The sequence below is a fragment of the Phyllobacterium sp. 21LDTY02-6 genome, assembly GCF_023554255.2.
Classification (GTDB): domain Bacteria; phylum Pseudomonadota; class Alphaproteobacteria; order Rhizobiales; family Rhizobiaceae; genus Phyllobacterium.
The window spans coordinates 23,916-40,337 of the sequence record NZ_JAMJWD020000005.1; the positions used below are offsets into that span (position 1 = coordinate 23,916).

General features: G+C 61.1%; 16 protein-coding genes and 1 pseudogene. 11 read left to right on the forward strand and 6 right to left on the reverse strand.

Going from position 1 to position 16,422, the window contains the following annotated elements:
* Positions 1-21: 21 nt before the first annotated feature.
* A complete protein-coding gene (locus M8997_RS16795; protein ID WP_250015845.1) occupies positions 22-162 on the forward strand; it encodes a hypothetical protein in 141 nt (46 codons plus the stop codon).
* A gap of 8 nt (positions 163-170) precedes the next feature.
* On the opposite strand, the gene M8997_RS16800 is transcribed toward M8997_RS16795, so the two are convergent.
* The gene (locus M8997_RS16800; RefSeq protein WP_250015846.1) at positions 171-575 is read right to left on the reverse strand and encodes a barstar family protein; all 405 of its coding nucleotides are present in this window, start codon (positions 573-575) and stop codon (positions 171-173) included.
* A gap of 249 nt (positions 576-824) precedes the next feature.
* Between M8997_RS16800 and M8997_RS16805 the strand changes: the two genes are divergently transcribed.
* On the forward strand, positions 825-5,048 hold the full coding sequence (locus M8997_RS16805; protein WP_250015847.1) for a DUF4781 domain-containing protein: 4,224 nt from the start codon (positions 825-827) through the stop codon (positions 5,046-5,048).
* A gap of 81 nt (positions 5,049-5,129) precedes the next feature.
* Here the strand turns inward: M8997_RS16805 and M8997_RS16810 are convergent, their stop codons facing one another.
* From M8997_RS16810 to M8997_RS16820, 3 genes and pseudogenes are all read right to left on the reverse strand, one after another.
* On the reverse strand, positions 5,130-5,492 hold the full coding sequence (locus M8997_RS16810; RefSeq protein WP_250016070.1) for a nuclear transport factor 2 family protein: 363 nt from the start codon (positions 5,490-5,492) through the stop codon (positions 5,130-5,132).
* 120 nt (positions 5,493-5,612) lie between these two features.
* Positions 5,613-5,801: pseudogene (locus M8997_RS16815) on the reverse strand (putative quinol monooxygenase); the annotation flags it as partial.
* Positions 5,802-5,838: 37 nt separating this feature from the next.
* The gene (locus tag M8997_RS16820; RefSeq protein ID WP_250015848.1) at positions 5,839-6,216 is read right to left on the reverse strand and encodes a nuclear transport factor 2 family protein; all 378 of its coding nucleotides are present in this window, start codon (positions 6,214-6,216) and stop codon (positions 5,839-5,841) included.
* Between the two features lie 67 nt (positions 6,217-6,283).
* On the opposite strand from M8997_RS16820, the gene M8997_RS16825 reads away from it, so the two are divergent.
* Positions 6,284-6,862, forward strand: a complete 579-nt coding sequence (locus M8997_RS16825) for a TetR/AcrR family transcriptional regulator (protein WP_250015849.1) — start codon at positions 6,284-6,286, stop codon at positions 6,860-6,862.
* 101 nt (positions 6,863-6,963) lie between these two features.
* Positions 6,964-7,242, forward strand: a complete 279-nt coding sequence (locus M8997_RS16830; RefSeq protein WP_250015850.1) for a transcriptional regulator — start codon at positions 6,964-6,966, stop codon at positions 7,240-7,242.
* A 6-nt stretch (positions 7,243-7,248) separates the two neighbouring features.
* On the opposite strand, the gene M8997_RS16835 is transcribed toward M8997_RS16830, so the two are convergent.
* Positions 7,249-7,794 carry an NAD(P)H-dependent oxidoreductase gene (locus M8997_RS16835; RefSeq protein ID WP_250015852.1) on the reverse strand — a complete coding sequence of 182 codons (546 nt, stop codon included), beginning with the start codon at positions 7,792-7,794 and terminating at the stop codon, positions 7,249-7,251.
* A gap of 92 nt (positions 7,795-7,886) precedes the next feature.
* Here M8997_RS16835 and M8997_RS16840 point away from each other — a divergent pair, with 92 nt between their 5' ends.
* Positions 7,887-8,780 (forward strand): LysR family transcriptional regulator, encoded by an 894-nt coding sequence (locus M8997_RS16840; RefSeq protein ID WP_250015854.1) that lies wholly within the window; start codon positions 7,887-7,889, stop codon positions 8,778-8,780.
* Positions 8,781-9,395: 615 nt separating this feature from the next.
* Here M8997_RS16840 and M8997_RS16845 read toward each other — a convergent pair.
* Entirely contained in the window at positions 9,396-10,793 is a 1,398-nt protein-coding gene (locus M8997_RS16845) for a S8 family serine peptidase (protein WP_250015856.1), read from the reverse strand.
* Between the two features lie 204 nt (positions 10,794-10,997).
* Between M8997_RS16845 and M8997_RS16850 the strand changes: the two genes are divergently transcribed.
* From M8997_RS16850 to M8997_RS16875, 6 genes are all read left to right on the forward strand, one after another.
* The gene (locus tag M8997_RS16850) at positions 10,998-11,540 is read left to right on the forward strand and encodes an RNA polymerase sigma factor (RefSeq protein ID WP_250015859.1); all 543 of its coding nucleotides are present in this window, start codon (positions 10,998-11,000) and stop codon (positions 11,538-11,540) included.
* A complete protein-coding gene (locus M8997_RS16855) occupies positions 11,537-12,265 on the forward strand; it encodes an anti-sigma factor (protein WP_250015861.1) in 729 nt (242 codons plus the stop codon). The genes M8997_RS16850 and M8997_RS16855 overlap by 4 nt, the downstream gene beginning before the upstream one ends.
* 76 nt (positions 12,266-12,341) lie before the next feature.
* Positions 12,342-13,058: a DUF6065 family protein gene (locus tag M8997_RS16860; RefSeq protein ID WP_250015863.1), complete on the forward strand. Its 717-nt coding sequence runs from the start codon at positions 12,342-12,344 to the stop codon at positions 13,056-13,058.
* Positions 13,059-13,239: 181 nt separating this feature from the next.
* Complete coding sequence (locus M8997_RS16865; protein WP_250015865.1) at positions 13,240-13,587, forward strand: hypothetical protein; 348 nt, start codon at positions 13,240-13,242, stop codon at positions 13,585-13,587.
* A 30-nt stretch (positions 13,588-13,617) separates the two neighbouring features.
* Positions 13,618-15,096 carry an SLC13 family permease gene (locus M8997_RS16870; protein WP_250015867.1) on the forward strand — a complete coding sequence of 493 codons (1,479 nt, stop codon included), beginning with the start codon at positions 13,618-13,620 and terminating at the stop codon, positions 15,094-15,096.
* 144 nt (positions 15,097-15,240) lie between these two features.
* Positions 15,241-16,416, forward strand: a complete 1,176-nt coding sequence (locus tag M8997_RS16875) for a glycerate kinase (RefSeq protein ID WP_250015869.1) — start codon at positions 15,241-15,243, stop codon at positions 16,414-16,416.
* The last annotated feature ends 6 nt before the right edge of the window (positions 16,417-16,422 follow it).

Below are 16,422 nucleotides of genomic sequence, written 5' to 3' on the forward strand. Positions count from 1 at the left end.
CTCTCGCACCTGCCCAGTTGTGTGTCAGTTACATCACTGCTGCGCGCCGCCGACTGGATGCTCTCCGGCGACGACATTGCCGCGCTGGAAGCTCTCGCCATCACCGCTGGTGTCAATGCACGCGGATGGCGGGAGAAAGAGATGCAGGTGTCGGATGGATAGTGGACACATCACTCCAGGACGAGTTTGACGTTGTCTTTGGCCTCGTCACCGCCGGCGCCATGGATTTGAATGATCTCAACAAGCCAATCGAATACGGTGGTCCCCTGCCCTTTTTGCGCTCGGCCTAGATCGGATTGCACAAGCTCCCGATTGCCGGGGTGACAGCGTGCCAGCCGTTTCTCCAACTGCCTTGCCGTTTCCGGATAGCCCAGATTTTCCCGAGATACCTCTGAATCGGCCCACCGAAGCACAAATCCGCCTTGGGGCGTGCCAAAGCCTCCGCGCAGGATGTCATTAAAGGCATCAAGACTTCTTCCCCAAGTTACACCCGGAACAAGTCGTTCGCTCACCTGATCGTAAAAAGCCTCAAGTGACGTGATCTTCGTGCCGTCGAGGATATATTCTTTGGTCATCGTTCAAAACTTAGCGCACATGGTTTCGTGTCGGCAACGGCTGAAGTAACTGTTAAGCCGGTGCGTCTATTCAGTGGACCGTTCCGGCCGGAGGAAGCATCGCCTGAAGCACCGTCAGCAGTAAGTCGGCAATCGTCTGTTCAGAATTGTTACAAAATGTCATTTGGCGTTACAGCCGGCAGCTATTCTTATTGGTCCTGAGCTCCGTCACGGATTAACTATAGTTTGCATCGCATTTTGGAGGACACGATGTTCCGGATCGATGAGAATGGCAAATTCCGTTACAACAAGACAGGGAATGTGGTCACCCCCGCAAATACCCAGCAGGAACGGGCGTTTACGAGCAGCATCAATCAAGCCCTGCAGGACAGGAAGAAAGCCGGCGGGTCCGGCAAGATTGATCCTCTCGAAGAGAAAGTCGCGGTGGTCGAGGCTGGGGATGCGCCCGAGCGCATCGCACGCGACAACGGAATCACCCTCATTGAGCTTCAAAATGCCAACAAGGGTATTTTCGGTCCGAATGACGTGCTGCATCCCAACGAGGTCATCTTCATCCCGCAGCGCGATCCGGTTCTGACAGCCAGCAGCCCCAAGGACGTCAATGGCGTACCGGCGGACGAAAAAGCCTTCCTCAATGATTTGCGCGTGCGCGGTCGGGAAGTGCTGGAAGACAAGACATTGTCGCCCGAGCAGGCCGATGCGGAACGCCAGGATATTCAGAAGGATGTAAAAGCCTATCTCGACGCCCTCCCTCCCTCGGAGCGCCAGGCTGCGGCGAACCGCCTGCAGGCGGATGCGAGGACATGGAAGGACGCGGCTCCTGCCAGCACCGCGATCAGGAATGCAGCCGCCGACAGTTTCGGCGACGCACTCCATCTCAAGGGTAAAGAGGGCAAGAGCGGCGAGATTGCAACTGACGTGAAGTCCTATCTGGAAAGCCTTCCGCAGGGCGAACGGGCGGCGCAACTGCAATATCTGTATGATCGCAACTGGCAGGATGCGGGATCGGCCCAGAAGGAGATCGAGCAGGTCGCCAAGGATATGGGCATTCGGCTGAGGGAAAGTGGCCATACCGGATCGGAAGCGGAAAACACGGCGCGCGGCATCATCGACAAGGCACGCGCCGCAGGAGGACCGGGCGATGTCAAGAAAACCTTCACGGATCTGTCGCAAGGCCAGCCGCCGGAGGTGCAGCTTGCGCTGAAGCAGAATCCCGAAGCGGTCCAGCTTGTGCGCGATGCCGAAAATCAGCAGAAGGTCGATACCTGGCTGGATGGCAAGGAGCTCAAATATACGGACGGCGTGGAAACGGTCATGAAAGCCCTCAAGGGCGAGGACGGTGATCTCGGCAAGCTGGATGAGCGCACGAAGAAATATCTCCTCGACAAGGTGCTTGCCAAACTCGACACGGATAGCGGTCTGTCGGACATCAGCTATCTCGCCGAGGCGGCGAGCCGGTCCGATGACCCGGCATTGCGAACCATCGTCAGTGAGCGGATGGCCGCGCGGGCGGCAACCCTTGCCGCACCGGAATCCGGCGGGCAACCCGGTCAGGAGGACAAGTTCAGAGCCCGCTATTTTGCCAATCAGGCCGTCCGGGCAAGCACACCTGCGACGGTCGGCGAGGATGGCAAATACGATATGTCGTCGCTGCGAAGCGCAATTGAAGCGCTCGGCCCTGAAAAAGCTGCCGCTTTCATCCAGTCGATCGGCTTCAGGACGGAGGCCGACACTGGACAGACAACCATGGACCGCACGAATTCGCTGCAGGCGGTTCTCATGGCGGTGAATTCGGGGGCCCATACGCCCACTACAAGCGCGGTTGTCCAGAATGTCTTTGCGCTCTCCGATACCTATAGCCCGACCTTGCGCTCGAATCCCGAGGGTGGCCCGGGTGAAATGGCCACAGCCCTCGCCCGCGAGTGGTTCCCGGACGATGCCCGGACGCGCGATGCGGAGGCTCGTCGCCTTCAGTCCATTCTCGATACCGACCAAGGGCGCGAATTGCTGTTTCCGGGAACCGGTGACGACGTCTCGCTGTCCCTCGGGGCGCGTGCCAATGCGCTCGCCATCGTCCGTTCAGACAGGAACATCAATGCCGACACCCTGAAGAAGACCGATGATCCCTGGCAAAATCCGGTTTTTGTCAATCCGCCTGCGCAGGAGACCGCAGGTCAATATCTGGAACTGCGCGGCAATGCGCCCATGGTGCTCAAGGGCACGGACCTTGAAAACACGATCGGCACCGCCATGGGCTCGAAACCGGTCATTCCGGAGGGCATGTCAGATGAGGACATGCAGGCCAAGGTCGCCAATGGCGAACTCTCGCTCTTTGGCGGTGAAGACAACAAGCCCGTGCAGACAATCGCCGACCAGATTCGCAGGACGGCCGGCGGAGGCGACATCGCCGTCACGGTGCTGCCGATCCAGTATTCCAGCAGCCAGACGGGCACAGTGACATTGCCATTGTTCCGGGTATCGACAGCCGGTGGCGACAAATTCGTCGATAATCTCGGTCGTGAATACAAGGATTTCAACGACTGGAAGGCCAATAATCAGCTGCCTCCCGGTGCAATGACCTATCCTGCCGATGGTCAGCTTACCCAGAATCCGGATGGATCGGTCAAATTGTCCGGTCCAGAGAACACGCCGAAAACCGTCGACACTTTCGGCGAGCATGTAACCGAGATCATCGACAAGGCCGCGCTGGTGGGCGGCATCATCGTGGGCGCGGCGGTCATCATCGGAACTGGCGGTGTCGCAACGCCCATCGTTGCCGGCGTCGGCGTCGCCGCCGCCGGCTGGGGGGCCTATCGCGCCGGGACCCAGCTTGCCGACCGCGCTGAACATGGCCAGTCGATCAATCCCATCACGGATGCCGACGCGCGCATGCTCTGGCTCGACGGCGTATCGAGCATCGCCGGAGCGGCGGCGTTCGGAAGCGCCGCGAAACTGGCGAACATCGCATCGAAAGGCGCGACGCTTACCCCGACAATGGCGCGTATTCTCGGGTACGGCACGGCCATTTCAAACACTGCGGATGCGGCGGCCATCGCCAATATGGCCCACTACAGCGCCACCAACTGGGGCTCCATGTCCGGCGAGGAAAAAGCATCCGCCATCCTCTCCATGGGCTTCTGGGGCACGACGATTGGCGTGAACATGTCACGCGGTCCTTCGCCGACCCCGCGAAACATTGCAGGCATGTTCAACCCCGTCACGCAGACGCGGAATCTGCTTGCGGCCTATGAACCGACCGTCGTCAAGAATCCGCAGCTCCAGGGAAACGAGATTCGCATCGTCGATGACCCGTCCGGAAACGGCGGATTTGTCATCGAGGCCGGCCCTTCCGCCTCGCAGGCGGATATAGCCAATCACAGGCGCGTTGCCCGGCTGATGTATCAGAACAACGGGTTCCAGGGAAATCTGCGGAGCTTCCTCGGCGCCGACGTCGCAAAGCCCGGCACCAAGGCCTATCAGATCCAATTCGAACTGGAAAAATTGACCCCCAAGCTGCAGCAGTTGCGCCAGGATCTGCAGAAGCCCGGCCTGTCGGACTACGAAAAAGCCCAGATTTCAGCCGAGATCGGCGATTATACCGGCTATCTTTCGGGACTGCAGCGCATCGCCACCGATCCGAAAATCACCGATCCCTCGGTCATAAAGCAGCCCTCCACCGGCCGGGAAATGGCCCGCACGGACGGGCCGGACGGCGGCCTGAAAGGCTCGTCGCAAGAGGCATATGACGATTACATTGCTGCCAATAACCTGAACCGGTCAGACTATGTCTGGTACAGGCAGCCGGGGGTCAATGGCAAGCCGGACAGGCTTGCCCTGCGCCGCACCAATGCAAGCAGGCACCTGCCTGAACTTGAAGTCGTGACTGAACCTGGCAAGCCCCCGGTCGTCCAACCGAAACCGACCATCAAACCGCAGAATCAGAAAATCGGCGATGCTGCGGAAGATTTTGCCATCAACGACTTCAAAAAACGGGGCTATACGACGATACTCACGGCCAAGAACCCGTCCGGCCACGGGGTCGATATCTTCATGTACAACCCCAAGACCAGGCAGTATATCGTAGCCGAGATCAAGGCCAACAGTTCGAAGCTCAGCGCCGACCAGCGTCTCGGCCCGACTTACGCTCTTGACCGCATGCTCGATGCCGCAGAAGGCAATGGAAGCTGGGCTGCGGCATCGCCGGCAGACAGGTTCCGAGCCGAGGAGGCACTCCAGACACTCACCTCCGGCGAGCCCATGGACAATGTCCGTTACCTCGTCATCCGCTATGACGTCGATCAGACCACATTTGCCGTTTCCAACCCGCGTCACGCCGACTGGGCATCGCCCGATGGCTCCGGAGCGCCCGACGACGGGCTGGCGGGCGATACATATGGCTATCTGCTCACCCAGGGCGGCCCGCCGGAATTTGCGGAAACGCCAGCCTGGCAGATGGGCGATGGCGTGCCCTGAGCGCAGTTCCATGGCGAGACACAAGCTGCTGGAGCCTCCGTCGACGCGACGCTGCCCTCAACCAGCTGCGTTGCATCGCGGCTATCCCTTCACATAACCTCGACCTTCAACGATCTGTCCGTCCTGAACGCGCATGATGTTTACCCCCCGAACCCGATCCGCCGCGCTCTCGCCCCAACGGAGCCGCCAGCGGATAATGCCGCGATCCTCGCTGGCCCAGATATCCTCGGCTTCGAAGACGAGGTTCGCCGAGGATGCGATCCCCTTCCAGAAGTCGAGGCAGGCCGCACGCCCTTCGTAGCGCGCGCCATCGGGTGCGGGCGTGGTATTCTCAAGGACACAGCCGTCACCAATCAGATCATCGAGATCTTCGGGGCGATGCTTTTCGAACGCATCATGGAAACGGTTGACGATTTCGAGGGTCGTCTTGCTGTCGGCATTCATCTTTTCACCTCCTGAAATCCGGGCCTGGAAGGGCTTTTCGGCTTTGTCGGTGCGATAGAGGCTTACTGCCACTTCCCGAGGCTTCCCTCGCGGCCCTCCTTTCGCGACCTTGCGCCAGGCGTCCAGCGAGATTTGGTCGCGCCAGCATTCGAATAGATTGACGCGCTCCGGATCGACCGCATCCGCGCTTATGGAGAAGTCGAGGCAGCCATCTTGCGCTCTCGCGCGTTGCACCATGCCCTTGAAGGCTTCCGCGGCACGGTCCCGCTTCTCAACGTCGGTGCGAGTGTAGCCAGCGATGATAATCATGAGCTTTCCTCCTTGAAACGCTGATGGATTGTTGCTGTCACTCCGGCAGCGGCGTCGATAGGCCGGGGATTTTTGAGTACCCCAGTGCCTCGACGATCAGGCCGTCACGGACGTGCATCAGGTTGACGCCCCGGACCGAGTCCCCGGCGCCAAAGTTGAAACGCCAGCGGATGATGGCGCGGTCGCCCATTGTGATCGTGTCTTCGACGTCGAAATGCGCAACCGGGTCATTGGCCAGCGCTTCCCAGAACGCGAGGCAGGCGTCATGGCCTTCGTATCGCGTTCCGTTCGGCGCCGGCTGAATAGACTCCATCACGCAGTCAGGGGCGATCAGGCCCCTGAGTGTCTCGGGCGTGTGATCGCGGAACGCCTGGTTGAATCGCCGCATGATCTCGGCTGTGTCGCTCGTCTGCATGATCTCCTCCTATCCAGACAGGTCTGTCTATTTGCAGCATACAGACCTGTCTGTTAGAGTCAAGTGCATGGACAAGACCGCTTCGCAGAACGACACCGGAGCAAGCGCCGCACGTCGCCGCCTGCTCGATACGGCCACCCGTCTCTTCTATACCGAGGGCATTCGCGCCGTCGGCATCGACCGCATCATCGCGGAGGCCGGCGTGGCCAAGGCGACCTTCTACAACCACTTCCCGTCAAAGGATGATCTCGTCCTGACCTATATCAAGGAGCAGGACCGGCTTGGGCGGGATGCCGTTTCAGCGCTTCCCGAGCAACCGCCGCGAGCGATGATCTCGGCTATCATGGGGCGGATCAGCGCGGCCGTGGTTGCCGGCGGCTGGCGTGGGTGCCCGTTTCTCAACGCGGCCGCCGAATATCCCGACCCGACAAGCGCTGTGCGGCAAGCCATCGATGCGCGCCGTACCTGGCATCACGATGTCCTGCGGGAACTTCTGCTGGCAGATGGCGATCCCACTCCATCCGTTACTGCCTCGCTGCTCGTCGCCCTGTCGGACGGTCTGCTCGAAGCAGCATATCTCGACGACCCGAAGGGCGTACCCGCCCTTGTCGCAGAAGCGCTGGAAAGATTGCTGGTCAGGCGTTGAATTACAGTTCCGTTGAATAGCGGCACCAGTCAACCCGGTTTCCGTTTTGACTGCGGCGGGGCGATCTGCCTCGCTTCATCTCGGTGAGAAGGAGCAACAAGGTGAAGAAAGAGCATATTACGCTGCCTGCTGATCCGGCCGACGCCGACGATTTCGACGTGACGACCGAAGCTATGGATCGGGGCCAGCGCGCCCGCCTGATCCGCAAGACGAGAACCGGGCTTCGCCTGTTGCAGTCCGAGTTCGCCAGCCGGTTTCCGGTTCCGGTCGGCACGCTACGCGATTGGGAGCAGGCGCGGGTAACCGCACCAGATTTCGCTATCGCCTATGTGAAGGTGATCGGCCAGCATCCGGACATGGTGGCGAAGGCGGTTGCATAGCTGCTCTCACCGGCAGGCTTCGGCCAGCCGGTCAGCATAGCGATCCGCCTCGGCCCTTAGCGCCTCGGGTGGCAGTTTGTCCGCCTTATATATGACGAAGGGCGGCGACCATTCAAGACCACAGCGATTGGCAGTAGCCCGAAGCGGCGCAAACAATGCCTCGATCTCGAACATGTTGCGTCCGCCCGGCCGATAGGCTTCCGGCACATTGCCCGCAGTGGCCGCCACCATCAGTTCGGTCCCTTCCAGCACGCGGCCTTCCGTCTCATAGTTGACATAGAACATGCGCGTGAGCACGGAATCCTGCCACGCTTTCAGCAAGGGCGGCGTCGAATACCATTGCACGGGAAACTGGAGCACGATGCGCCCGGCGGCGAGCAGGCGTGCCGCCTCGCTTTCACCGTCGCGGAACATATCGATGCCGTCGGGATAGGCAGATTGCATGTCGACGATTTCGACATCTGGCAGCCTCGCCGCTGCCGTAGCCATGGCGGCATTTGCCTTCGACCTTGAGAGGTCGGGATGGAACAGGAGGATGAGTGTCTTGCTCATGATCGCCTCTCTTTTGGGCTGAGATGGAGCGACGATTGCGCTGCACGAAAAATTACTCCAATCGATTTTTATTATAATCTATTATCGGTTCCATGAATTTAAGAACGCTCGACCTCAATCTTCTCGTCATACTCGACGCACTACTGGACGAGGCCCACGTCAGTCACGCCGCCGAAAGGGTCGGCCTGTCCCAGCCGGCGGCTTCGGCCGCGCTGCAACGCTGTCGCCTTCTGTTTCGCGACGAGCTTTTGGAACGCGGTCGCGGGACCATGCGCCTGACCCCGAAGGCCGAGGCGCTGCGCGCGCCGCTGAAATCGCTGTTGGCGGGTGTCGTGGATCTGGTCGACCCGCCGGAAGTGCCGCTCAGCGAGATACGCCAGACCCTGCGCGTTACGATGGCGGACTATCCGGCGTTGCTCGTCATCGCGCCCATGCAACAGCAACTTCAACATTCTGCGCCGGGCATAGACCTTGTGATCCAGCCTTGGCACGGAGCCGACGCCGCCCGTGTTCAATTGGTGGAAGGAACGACCGATCTGGCCATTTCCGTTTTCCCGCCTGCGGACGACGAACTTCATCGGGAGGAACTGCTCGTGGAGCACTATCTGGTCGCCATGCGCGAGGGCCATCCCATAGCCAGCGACTTCGAGCTCGATACCTGGCTGGGCTATCCGCACATCCTCGTCTCCGGCCGGGGCGACACGCGAACCCCGCTAGACGCCGAACTCACCAGGCGCGGGCTCGCCCGGCGCGTCGGTCTCGTCGTGCCAAACTTCCAGCTTGTCCCGTCGCTCCTTCAGGGCTCGGACATGATCTCCATGCTGCCTTCACGCGTTGTGGCGACCCAAGGCGGACTTGTCTCTTTTCCGCCGCCGATCCCAATCGCCGGCTTCCCCCTCCATCTCGCTTGGCACCACCGCCGGCACACGGATACCGCGCTTCGACACGTTGCCGCAATAATCGCATCGATCCTGCGGGAGAACTGACAGCACGGACACCGCGCCCGCAGCGGTTTACAGGATCAGGCATTGAAGCTAGGTGGGTTGGTGGCAAGGCTGCGGGCCCTGAACGGGGGCACAACTGGCCCACGTGGTGGGATAGATTTTCGGCCTAAAAAAATATTTTGCCCTGCAAGCCGCTGATTTCGCTCATTCTTCGCCCCGGCACGCAAAAAAACTTATCCCCCCTGTTTGGAACCGGAGTATTCTGATTCGGTCCTTTCCAGTGGGGGAGCAGCTTCCGGTGCTGTTTCGATTGCTGGGAAAGGATGGCGTTGCCGGACAGTCGGAAGTGACAACCCCGATCGGCCAGCAAACTGCAGAAGGAAACGGAGGTAGCGCTCATGTTTCCGGGTTGTTGCGTCTGACAAACGCAATGATAGCAGGCAAAGACGTCGCGGGCGGTCTTCGGACCTCGACCCTGATATGATACTGACGCGCTGAAGACCGCCCGTCTCCCCCCATTTTCAATGACCAGACGCGATTTTCGCGGGCGTGGTGCGGATTTTCCGTATTCAATCACCTTGCTCATGGTGAACCCGCATCGGGCGCCAGCTGCGCCAGCCGGCCGCCTGACAGGTCAAGCGCTTCCCGTGCGCAAACTTACAGCGCCGATGGCCCCTGTTCGCTTCCGCTTTGACAAAGCCTCCTTGCATTGAGAAGCCCCCACCCGAACACAGGGTCTCTCCCGGGCTCTCCCATGTCATCGGTGAATTGTCGTATCCTTGCTTCCAGTCTCGCTGGCGACATATCCGTTTCACCGGCAATCAGCAGCGAGACCGCTGCCGTTACGAAGGGAGTGGCGAAGGATGTGCCGGTTTTCTGGCGTGCTCCGGTTATCGACGCCGCGGTCCAGACACCAACGCCGGGAGCGGCAATGTCCACATGGTCTCCACGCACCGCCCGACGATAAGGGTTGCGCGCCTTGTCGACCGCGGTAACCGCGATCACGTCATCATAGGCCGCAGGGTAGACGGGCTTTGCGTTCGGTCCATCATTGCCGGCGGCAGCCACGAGGATCATCCCCCGTCTGGTCGCCGCTTTCACCGCGCTCTCCAGCAGGGTATTCGCCGGGCCGGTCAGGCTCAGGTTGACGACCCTGACATCACGCTGAACGAGCAGGTCCAGCGCGTGCACGAGGTCATAGATGCTGGCGATATCGGCAGACTTTCCGAACCGCCGAAAAGCATCGACAGCGACAAGCTCCGCCCCGGGCAGGAGGCCCGGAACACGGCTGTCGGACGTACCGACCAAAAGGGCGGCGACGGCAGTTCCATGCTGCGTGCCCGAACTTTTTTTCGCTTGGCCCTGATCAAGGCGGATGACTTCAAGCCGGGAATTGACCAATGTCATGTGGTCGGCATTGATCGCCGTGTCGATGAGACCGATACGGTGCGGCTTTGCGCATCCGGCGCCATCGCCCTTTGGCCATCCAACGATCTCACGCACAAGCGTGCAACCCTTGCCGGCGCAGCCTGACCTGCTTTCCGATTGCGGCCGATAGAAATGGTTCAGGTCGACGGTTGCCGTGGCATCGCGGGCAGCAACGGCAGCGCGCGCCGTTTCGAGCGTCATCCCTCGCGGCACGGTGAGCCGCACCATTTCGCCGCCGGCGAGCGACAGCTGGACACGATCGTCAACGGCAAAGCCTTCCTGGACCAGCCCCGCGATCGCGTCTTCCTGCAGGCCTATCGCGACGAGCTCGTTCGGCGCCTGCGCCGGAACCGGGGCCGGGCGGCGTATGGGTGCACGGCGCACGGGTTCACGACGCTCGCGGGAAGGCCGACGAATGACCGGGCGCGGATCAGGCAGGACGTCGCGATAATACCGGGGACCGTCGTCGTCGTCATCATCGTCGTCGTCATCGTCATCATCGTCGGCAAATGCGGCCGGAATGGTGAAGCCGGCCTCACTCAATGGCAGCGGCATCACCATCATTGCGCCCAGGGTGACTGCGGCAGTGAGGAGGCGCAATGGTTTCAGTTTCAAAATGAGCAGCACGATCGGTCTCCTGTAGCGACATCCCAGTCCAGGTGCGCGGCCTTGGAAGCGCTTTCGATTAGGCTAACAAATATATACTCCTGGTGTGGTGCGGAATTGAAATCCGCTCCGTCCTTGCCGGCACAGTGAGACGTATTTCAATTCCACCACCCTCGTTATACGTTTGACTCGACAGCTTATTCCCCGGCGTGCAAAAAAAGCCGGATGATCGACGACATGCAGACAGTGCCGGAACGGCTGGTTGCCTTCCTGCCTAACCTCAGGCGTTTTGCAATTTCAATCTGCCATTCCCGGGAATTGGCGGATGATCTTGTGCAGACCGCCTGCGAGCGCGCCATACTCGCGGCCGACAGCTTTGTGCCCGGTAGCCGGTTCGATGCCTGGATGTTTCGCATCCTGCGCAATCTGTGGATCGATCAATTGCGCCGGCAGAAAACCGCAGGCCCCCACGACGAACTGGAGGAAGCGCGCGACGTATCGGTTCCCTCCGGCGAGGCCGCATCGCTTGCGCGCATGGATCTGCTCGAAGTCACCGCTGCCTTGCAGAAGCTGCCGGACGAGCAGCGCGAAGTGCTCGTGCTGGTCTGTGTCGAGGAACTCAGTTACCGCGATGCGGCCGAGGTTCTATCGATCCCGATCGGAACGGTGATGAGCCGCCTTGCCCGGGCACGGAAGAATCTTGCGGAAATGACAGGAATAAGTTTCGGGGAAAAACGTTCGTCCGATACGAAAAGGGGCGTTGCATGACCGGACACGATTTTGACGATGAGACGTTGATGGCTTTCGCCGACGGCGAACTGGAGGAAGCCCGAAGTCTTGCGCTGGAGGAGGCGCTTGCCCATAACGAGGCGCTGGCCCAACGGCTCGCCGTTTTCCTCGACAGCCGTCGTCTGGTGGGCGACACGCTGAAACCGCTGATCGATGAGCCGGTGCCGGAGGCACTGCGCGCTTCGGTGCACCGGATGGCGGAGGAGGCAAAGCGCCCGACGCCATCGCAGGACAGTATCGTTCCCTTCCGGCCGAAGCGACAGCCGGCGACGTGGCGCTGGCTCATGCCGATCGCGGCTAGTCTCGTGGCCGTGGTGGCAGGTGTTGTCGGTTTTTCACTGGGCCGCATGGCCCCATCGACACCTGGCGTGGGCGCGGAGATCGCAACCGCCCTCGACAGGGAGGCTTCCGGCCGGGACGTAACACTTGCCGCCTCGAACCTGGTGTTGCGTGTCGTCGCCTCGTTCCGCGACGAACGTGGCGAGCTTTGCCGCGAATACGAGCTGAAACAGCCGGAAAGCAGCACACTCACCATCGCCTGCCGCCAGAACGGTGCCTGGGCGACGCGGCTGGCACTGACGACACCGCGGGCCGATGGCTACGTGCCTGCCTCATCGCAGGAAACGATAGATGCCTATCTCTCGTCGATCGAGGCCGGCGCGCCCCTGTCGCCCGAGGAGGAACGGGCAATCCTGGCACCCTGAACGAATATTTGGCTGCGGTGGGAATAAGTGTATCCCGGCGCCGTTCTTCCCGCATCGGTTCACGCGGAGAACAGCCATGGAACTTGCACTTCTAAAGAAGCCACAGCCTCGACTGACCTTTCTTTGCCGCAAGGAGGACGAGGGGGTTATTCCAGCACCCGTACGCGCCAAGACAGCCCTGCCCGACTGGTTCCGCCAGCTGCCACCCGTCGACGCGGCGCATGTCTCGCCCACCAATAGCGGACTGACGGTGAAACGTTGCATGCCCTTTCTCGACGCCATGGCGGCGGGCTGGGTCATCGGCCTCGCGGCAACGGTGCGTATGGAAATCTCCGACGGCGGAAAGACGGTGGATTGCGGCTGGGATTTCGACCGCACGCTCGTCAGCAATCATGCCAGCCATCAGGTTGCCGGCAATCCGCGGGAGCCGCTGCCGCCCTGCAAGTTTCACAACTATTGGACCATCCGCACACCTCCCGGCTGGAGCTGCCTGTTCGTTCCGCCGCTGAATCGTCCGAACGGCATATTTGAGATCGTGGCCGGTGTTGTCGACACGGATACCTACCAGTCGGAAATCCACTTCCCGTTCTTCGCGACCGGCGAGCCAGGCCTGCATGTTCTCGAACGCGGCATGCCGATCGCCCAGGTCATTCCCTTCCGCAGGGAGACATCGGACCTCGCCGCGGACATTCGCGCCGAGAGCCGGACGGAGGGCAATATGCGCCAGACCATCCTGCGCAAGACATTGGCATCGGACGGCTGGTATCGTCGGTTCGCCCGCGCCCAGAGATGATCCTGACCGGATGGGTTCGTCGATCCGTCGCCACCGGTAGCGGCGGCGCTGACGCATGTCCCCTTAAGCTGCGTAGGGGCTGCGTAATCGATTGAAAATATTTTGTTTTTCGGGAATAAGAAGCGCCCGCAGCCGTTTCTCCCCCGCAGCCAATGAGGCTGTCATTCGAAGGAGAAACGACATGAAAAAGTTCATCGCAATCCTGAGCGCATTCCTGGTCGCCGGCGCCGCGGCGCCCGTTCCCGCCGCCGCTGACGACGCGGTTCACCGCTTCCTGCAGAAGATGACCCGAAGCAACAAGGCTGGCGATGCTCGCTATAATCGCGATCGGCACGACGACAAGCGCGGCGGTTGGAGTTCCAATCGCAATTCCAACAGTTCGTCGAATTCCTCCCGAAACTCGAGCTCGAATTCGAACTCAAACAGCAGCTCCAACTCGTCGAGCAATTCCAGCTCGAACAGCTCGTCCAATTCCTCGAGCAATTCAAGTTCGAATTCTTCCTCCAATTCATCGTCCGACGACGATTGAGACAACCGACAGACCGAAAGGAGGGCGATCGTGGCCCTATATTCAATCGCCCCAGTGGAACCCCACGCCGACCGGCGTGGGGAACCGTCCGCGCCACCTGAGCGCACGGTACCGCTCGCCCGCGTCAAGCGGATCGTCGCAGCAATCATCCTCGCTTTCAGCGCCGTTCTGATCTTTCTCGCTATCGACGGGCTGACGATGAACATGCGGCTGACGCTGGCGGTTTTCGTCACGACGATCATCGCCTGGACCGTTCTCGACTTGCCGGATACGCCCGTGGCGCTTGCGGGGGCGGCTTTCCTGCCGGTTGTCGGTGCAATCGACGAGGAGGTGCTCTATCGCTCGCTCGGCAATGACATCGTCTGGCTGATGCTGGCTGCATTCGTCGTTGCGGGGGTGCTCCGGCAGGTCGGCGTCATCGAGCAGGTCATCCGCCAGCTTCTCGCCCGGATTGCCACCGTGCAGGGCCTTTTCTGGGCGCTGACACTGCTGATCTTCGCAACGGCCTTCGTCATCCCTTCGACCTCGGCGCGCGCTGCCATGATGGCTCCGGTCTATCTCGGCATTGCAGCCGCAATCGGCAATGCGCGGATCAACCGCGCGCTCGCATTGCTTTTCCCCTCGATTATCCTGCTTTCGGCGGGCGCGTCCCTGATCGGCGCCGGTGCTCACCTCGTCGCCGCCGGGACGATGGAGCGATTGCGCGGGCAAAGCCCCGACTTTCTGGGATGGATCGCACTTGCCGGCCCCTTCTCGCTCCTATGCTCGCTGCTCGCCTGCCATGTATTGCTGCGCTTTTTCCTCACCCGCGAGGAACGTTCGATCAAGATCGCAGAGCATAACCTCGACAAGACCCGGGTTCCGCTGACGCGTCAGCAATGGACCGTGCTCGCGATCACCGGTGCAATGATCCTGCTTTTTGCCGCGCAGCCGGTGCATGGCATCGGCATGCCGCTCATCGGCATTGCGGCCGCGCTTCTCCTGGCCAACCAGAAAGTCTCTGGCCTGCCGCTGAAAACGGCGCTCAAAAGCGTCGAATGGAACCTTCTGCTCTTCCTCGCAGGCACGCTGGTCATCGGCGAGGCACTGCTGGAGACCGGCACCGCGGAGCATCTGGCCCAACGGATGGTCGAGTTTGCCGGCGGCAGCATCGCGGCGTGGCCGGTACTCATTGTTGCGTTCGCCGCAATCGTGGCAACGCTTTCTCATATCATCATCACGTCGCGCACGGCGCGGGCGACCGTCCTCATTCCCGCCCTTGCCTTGCCGCTTGCAGCCCTCGGGATCGATCCGCTCAACCTCGTTATGGTCGTCACGCTGGCAAGCGGTTTCTGCCAGACATTGATGGTATCCGCCAAGCCGGTGGCACTCTTCGGCACGATGGACCCGCAGCCGTTTGGGCAGGCCGACCTGTTCCGGCTCGCGGCTTACCTGATCCTGCCCTTCGTGGCGATGCTCGTCGTCTTTGCCACCCTCGTCTGGCCACTGCAGGGTTTGCCGCTGCGTTGAATGCAATGAAAACACAGATGAAAAGGCCACATCGAGTGGCCTTTTTTATTAGCCGCATAATTTATTTTTGATTTGTTGGAATAGGTTTCGAGCCATCCCGTTCCTCCCCTGTCACATTATTGTCATAGGTAAAGGAACACTCCCATGTCTTTCACGGTTCTCGTCGCACCCTCCGGTTTCAAGGAAAGCCTGTCGGCGGATCAGGCAGCGGATTGCATCGAAAGCGGCGTCCTGCGCGCCTATCCCGGTGCTACCGTCATCAAGGCGCCAATGGTCGATGGCGGTGAAGGTTTCACCAGGGCCCTGGTCAAGGCCACCAACGGCACGCTCTACAACCTGACAGTGACCGGTCCCGTCAACGATCCGGTCGAGGCACATTTCGGTTTCCTCGGCGGCAGCGGTACGCCAACCGCCGTGATCGAGATGGCCGCTGCTGCCGGGCTCAGCCTCGTCCCGCGCGATCAGCGCAATCCCTGCCTGACGACGAGCTATGGCGTCGGCGAACTGGTGCGTGCCGCGCTGGACCGGGGGGCGCGCCGTATTCTTCTCGGTTGTGGCGATAGCGGCATCAATGATGGCGGCGCCGGTATGGCCGAAGCGCTCGGCATCCGGTTTCTTGACGGGTCGGGCGATCCCCTGCCTCGTGGCGGTGCAGCACTTGCCCGGCTCGGCACCATCGATATCAGCGGCCGCGACCCGCGCCTCGATGGCGTGCGCATCGATGCGGCCGTCAACTGGCATAATGTACTGCTTGGCGAGCGCGGCGTCGCCCGCATCTTCGGACCACAAAAGGGCGCGACGCCGACGCAGGTGGAACTGCTCGTTGCAGCCATGGAGAGATATGCCGCGGCCATCCGCGACACGACAGGCATCGAAGTCGGCATGGCGCCCGGATCGGGCGCATCCGGGGGGCTGGGTGCTGCGGTACTCGGGCTCCTCGCCGGCAAGCTCCACCCGCGCTACGATATTGTCATGCAGTATCTGGAGCTGGATCGGTTCATTGCGCAGGCCGACCTTGTCATCACCGCGGAAGGGAGCCTTGACGGGCAAACGCCTTTCGGCAAGGTGCCTGCCGAAGTGGCGGCCCGGGCGAAAACTGCCGGCGTGCCGGTGATCGCGCTTGCCGGAACCATCGGCAAGGGTGTGCGCCTCAATTTCGAGCACGGCATTGACGCCTTTGCCTCGATCCTGAGCAGGCGCTGCTCGTTGGAGGACGCAATCTTCAGTGCCCCGAAACTACTCTCCAGGGCAGCCGAGGATGCAGCTCGCATGGTGATGGTCGGGATGAAACTCGGGGCAAGATGGCGCCGCGTTGCGTGACATGCT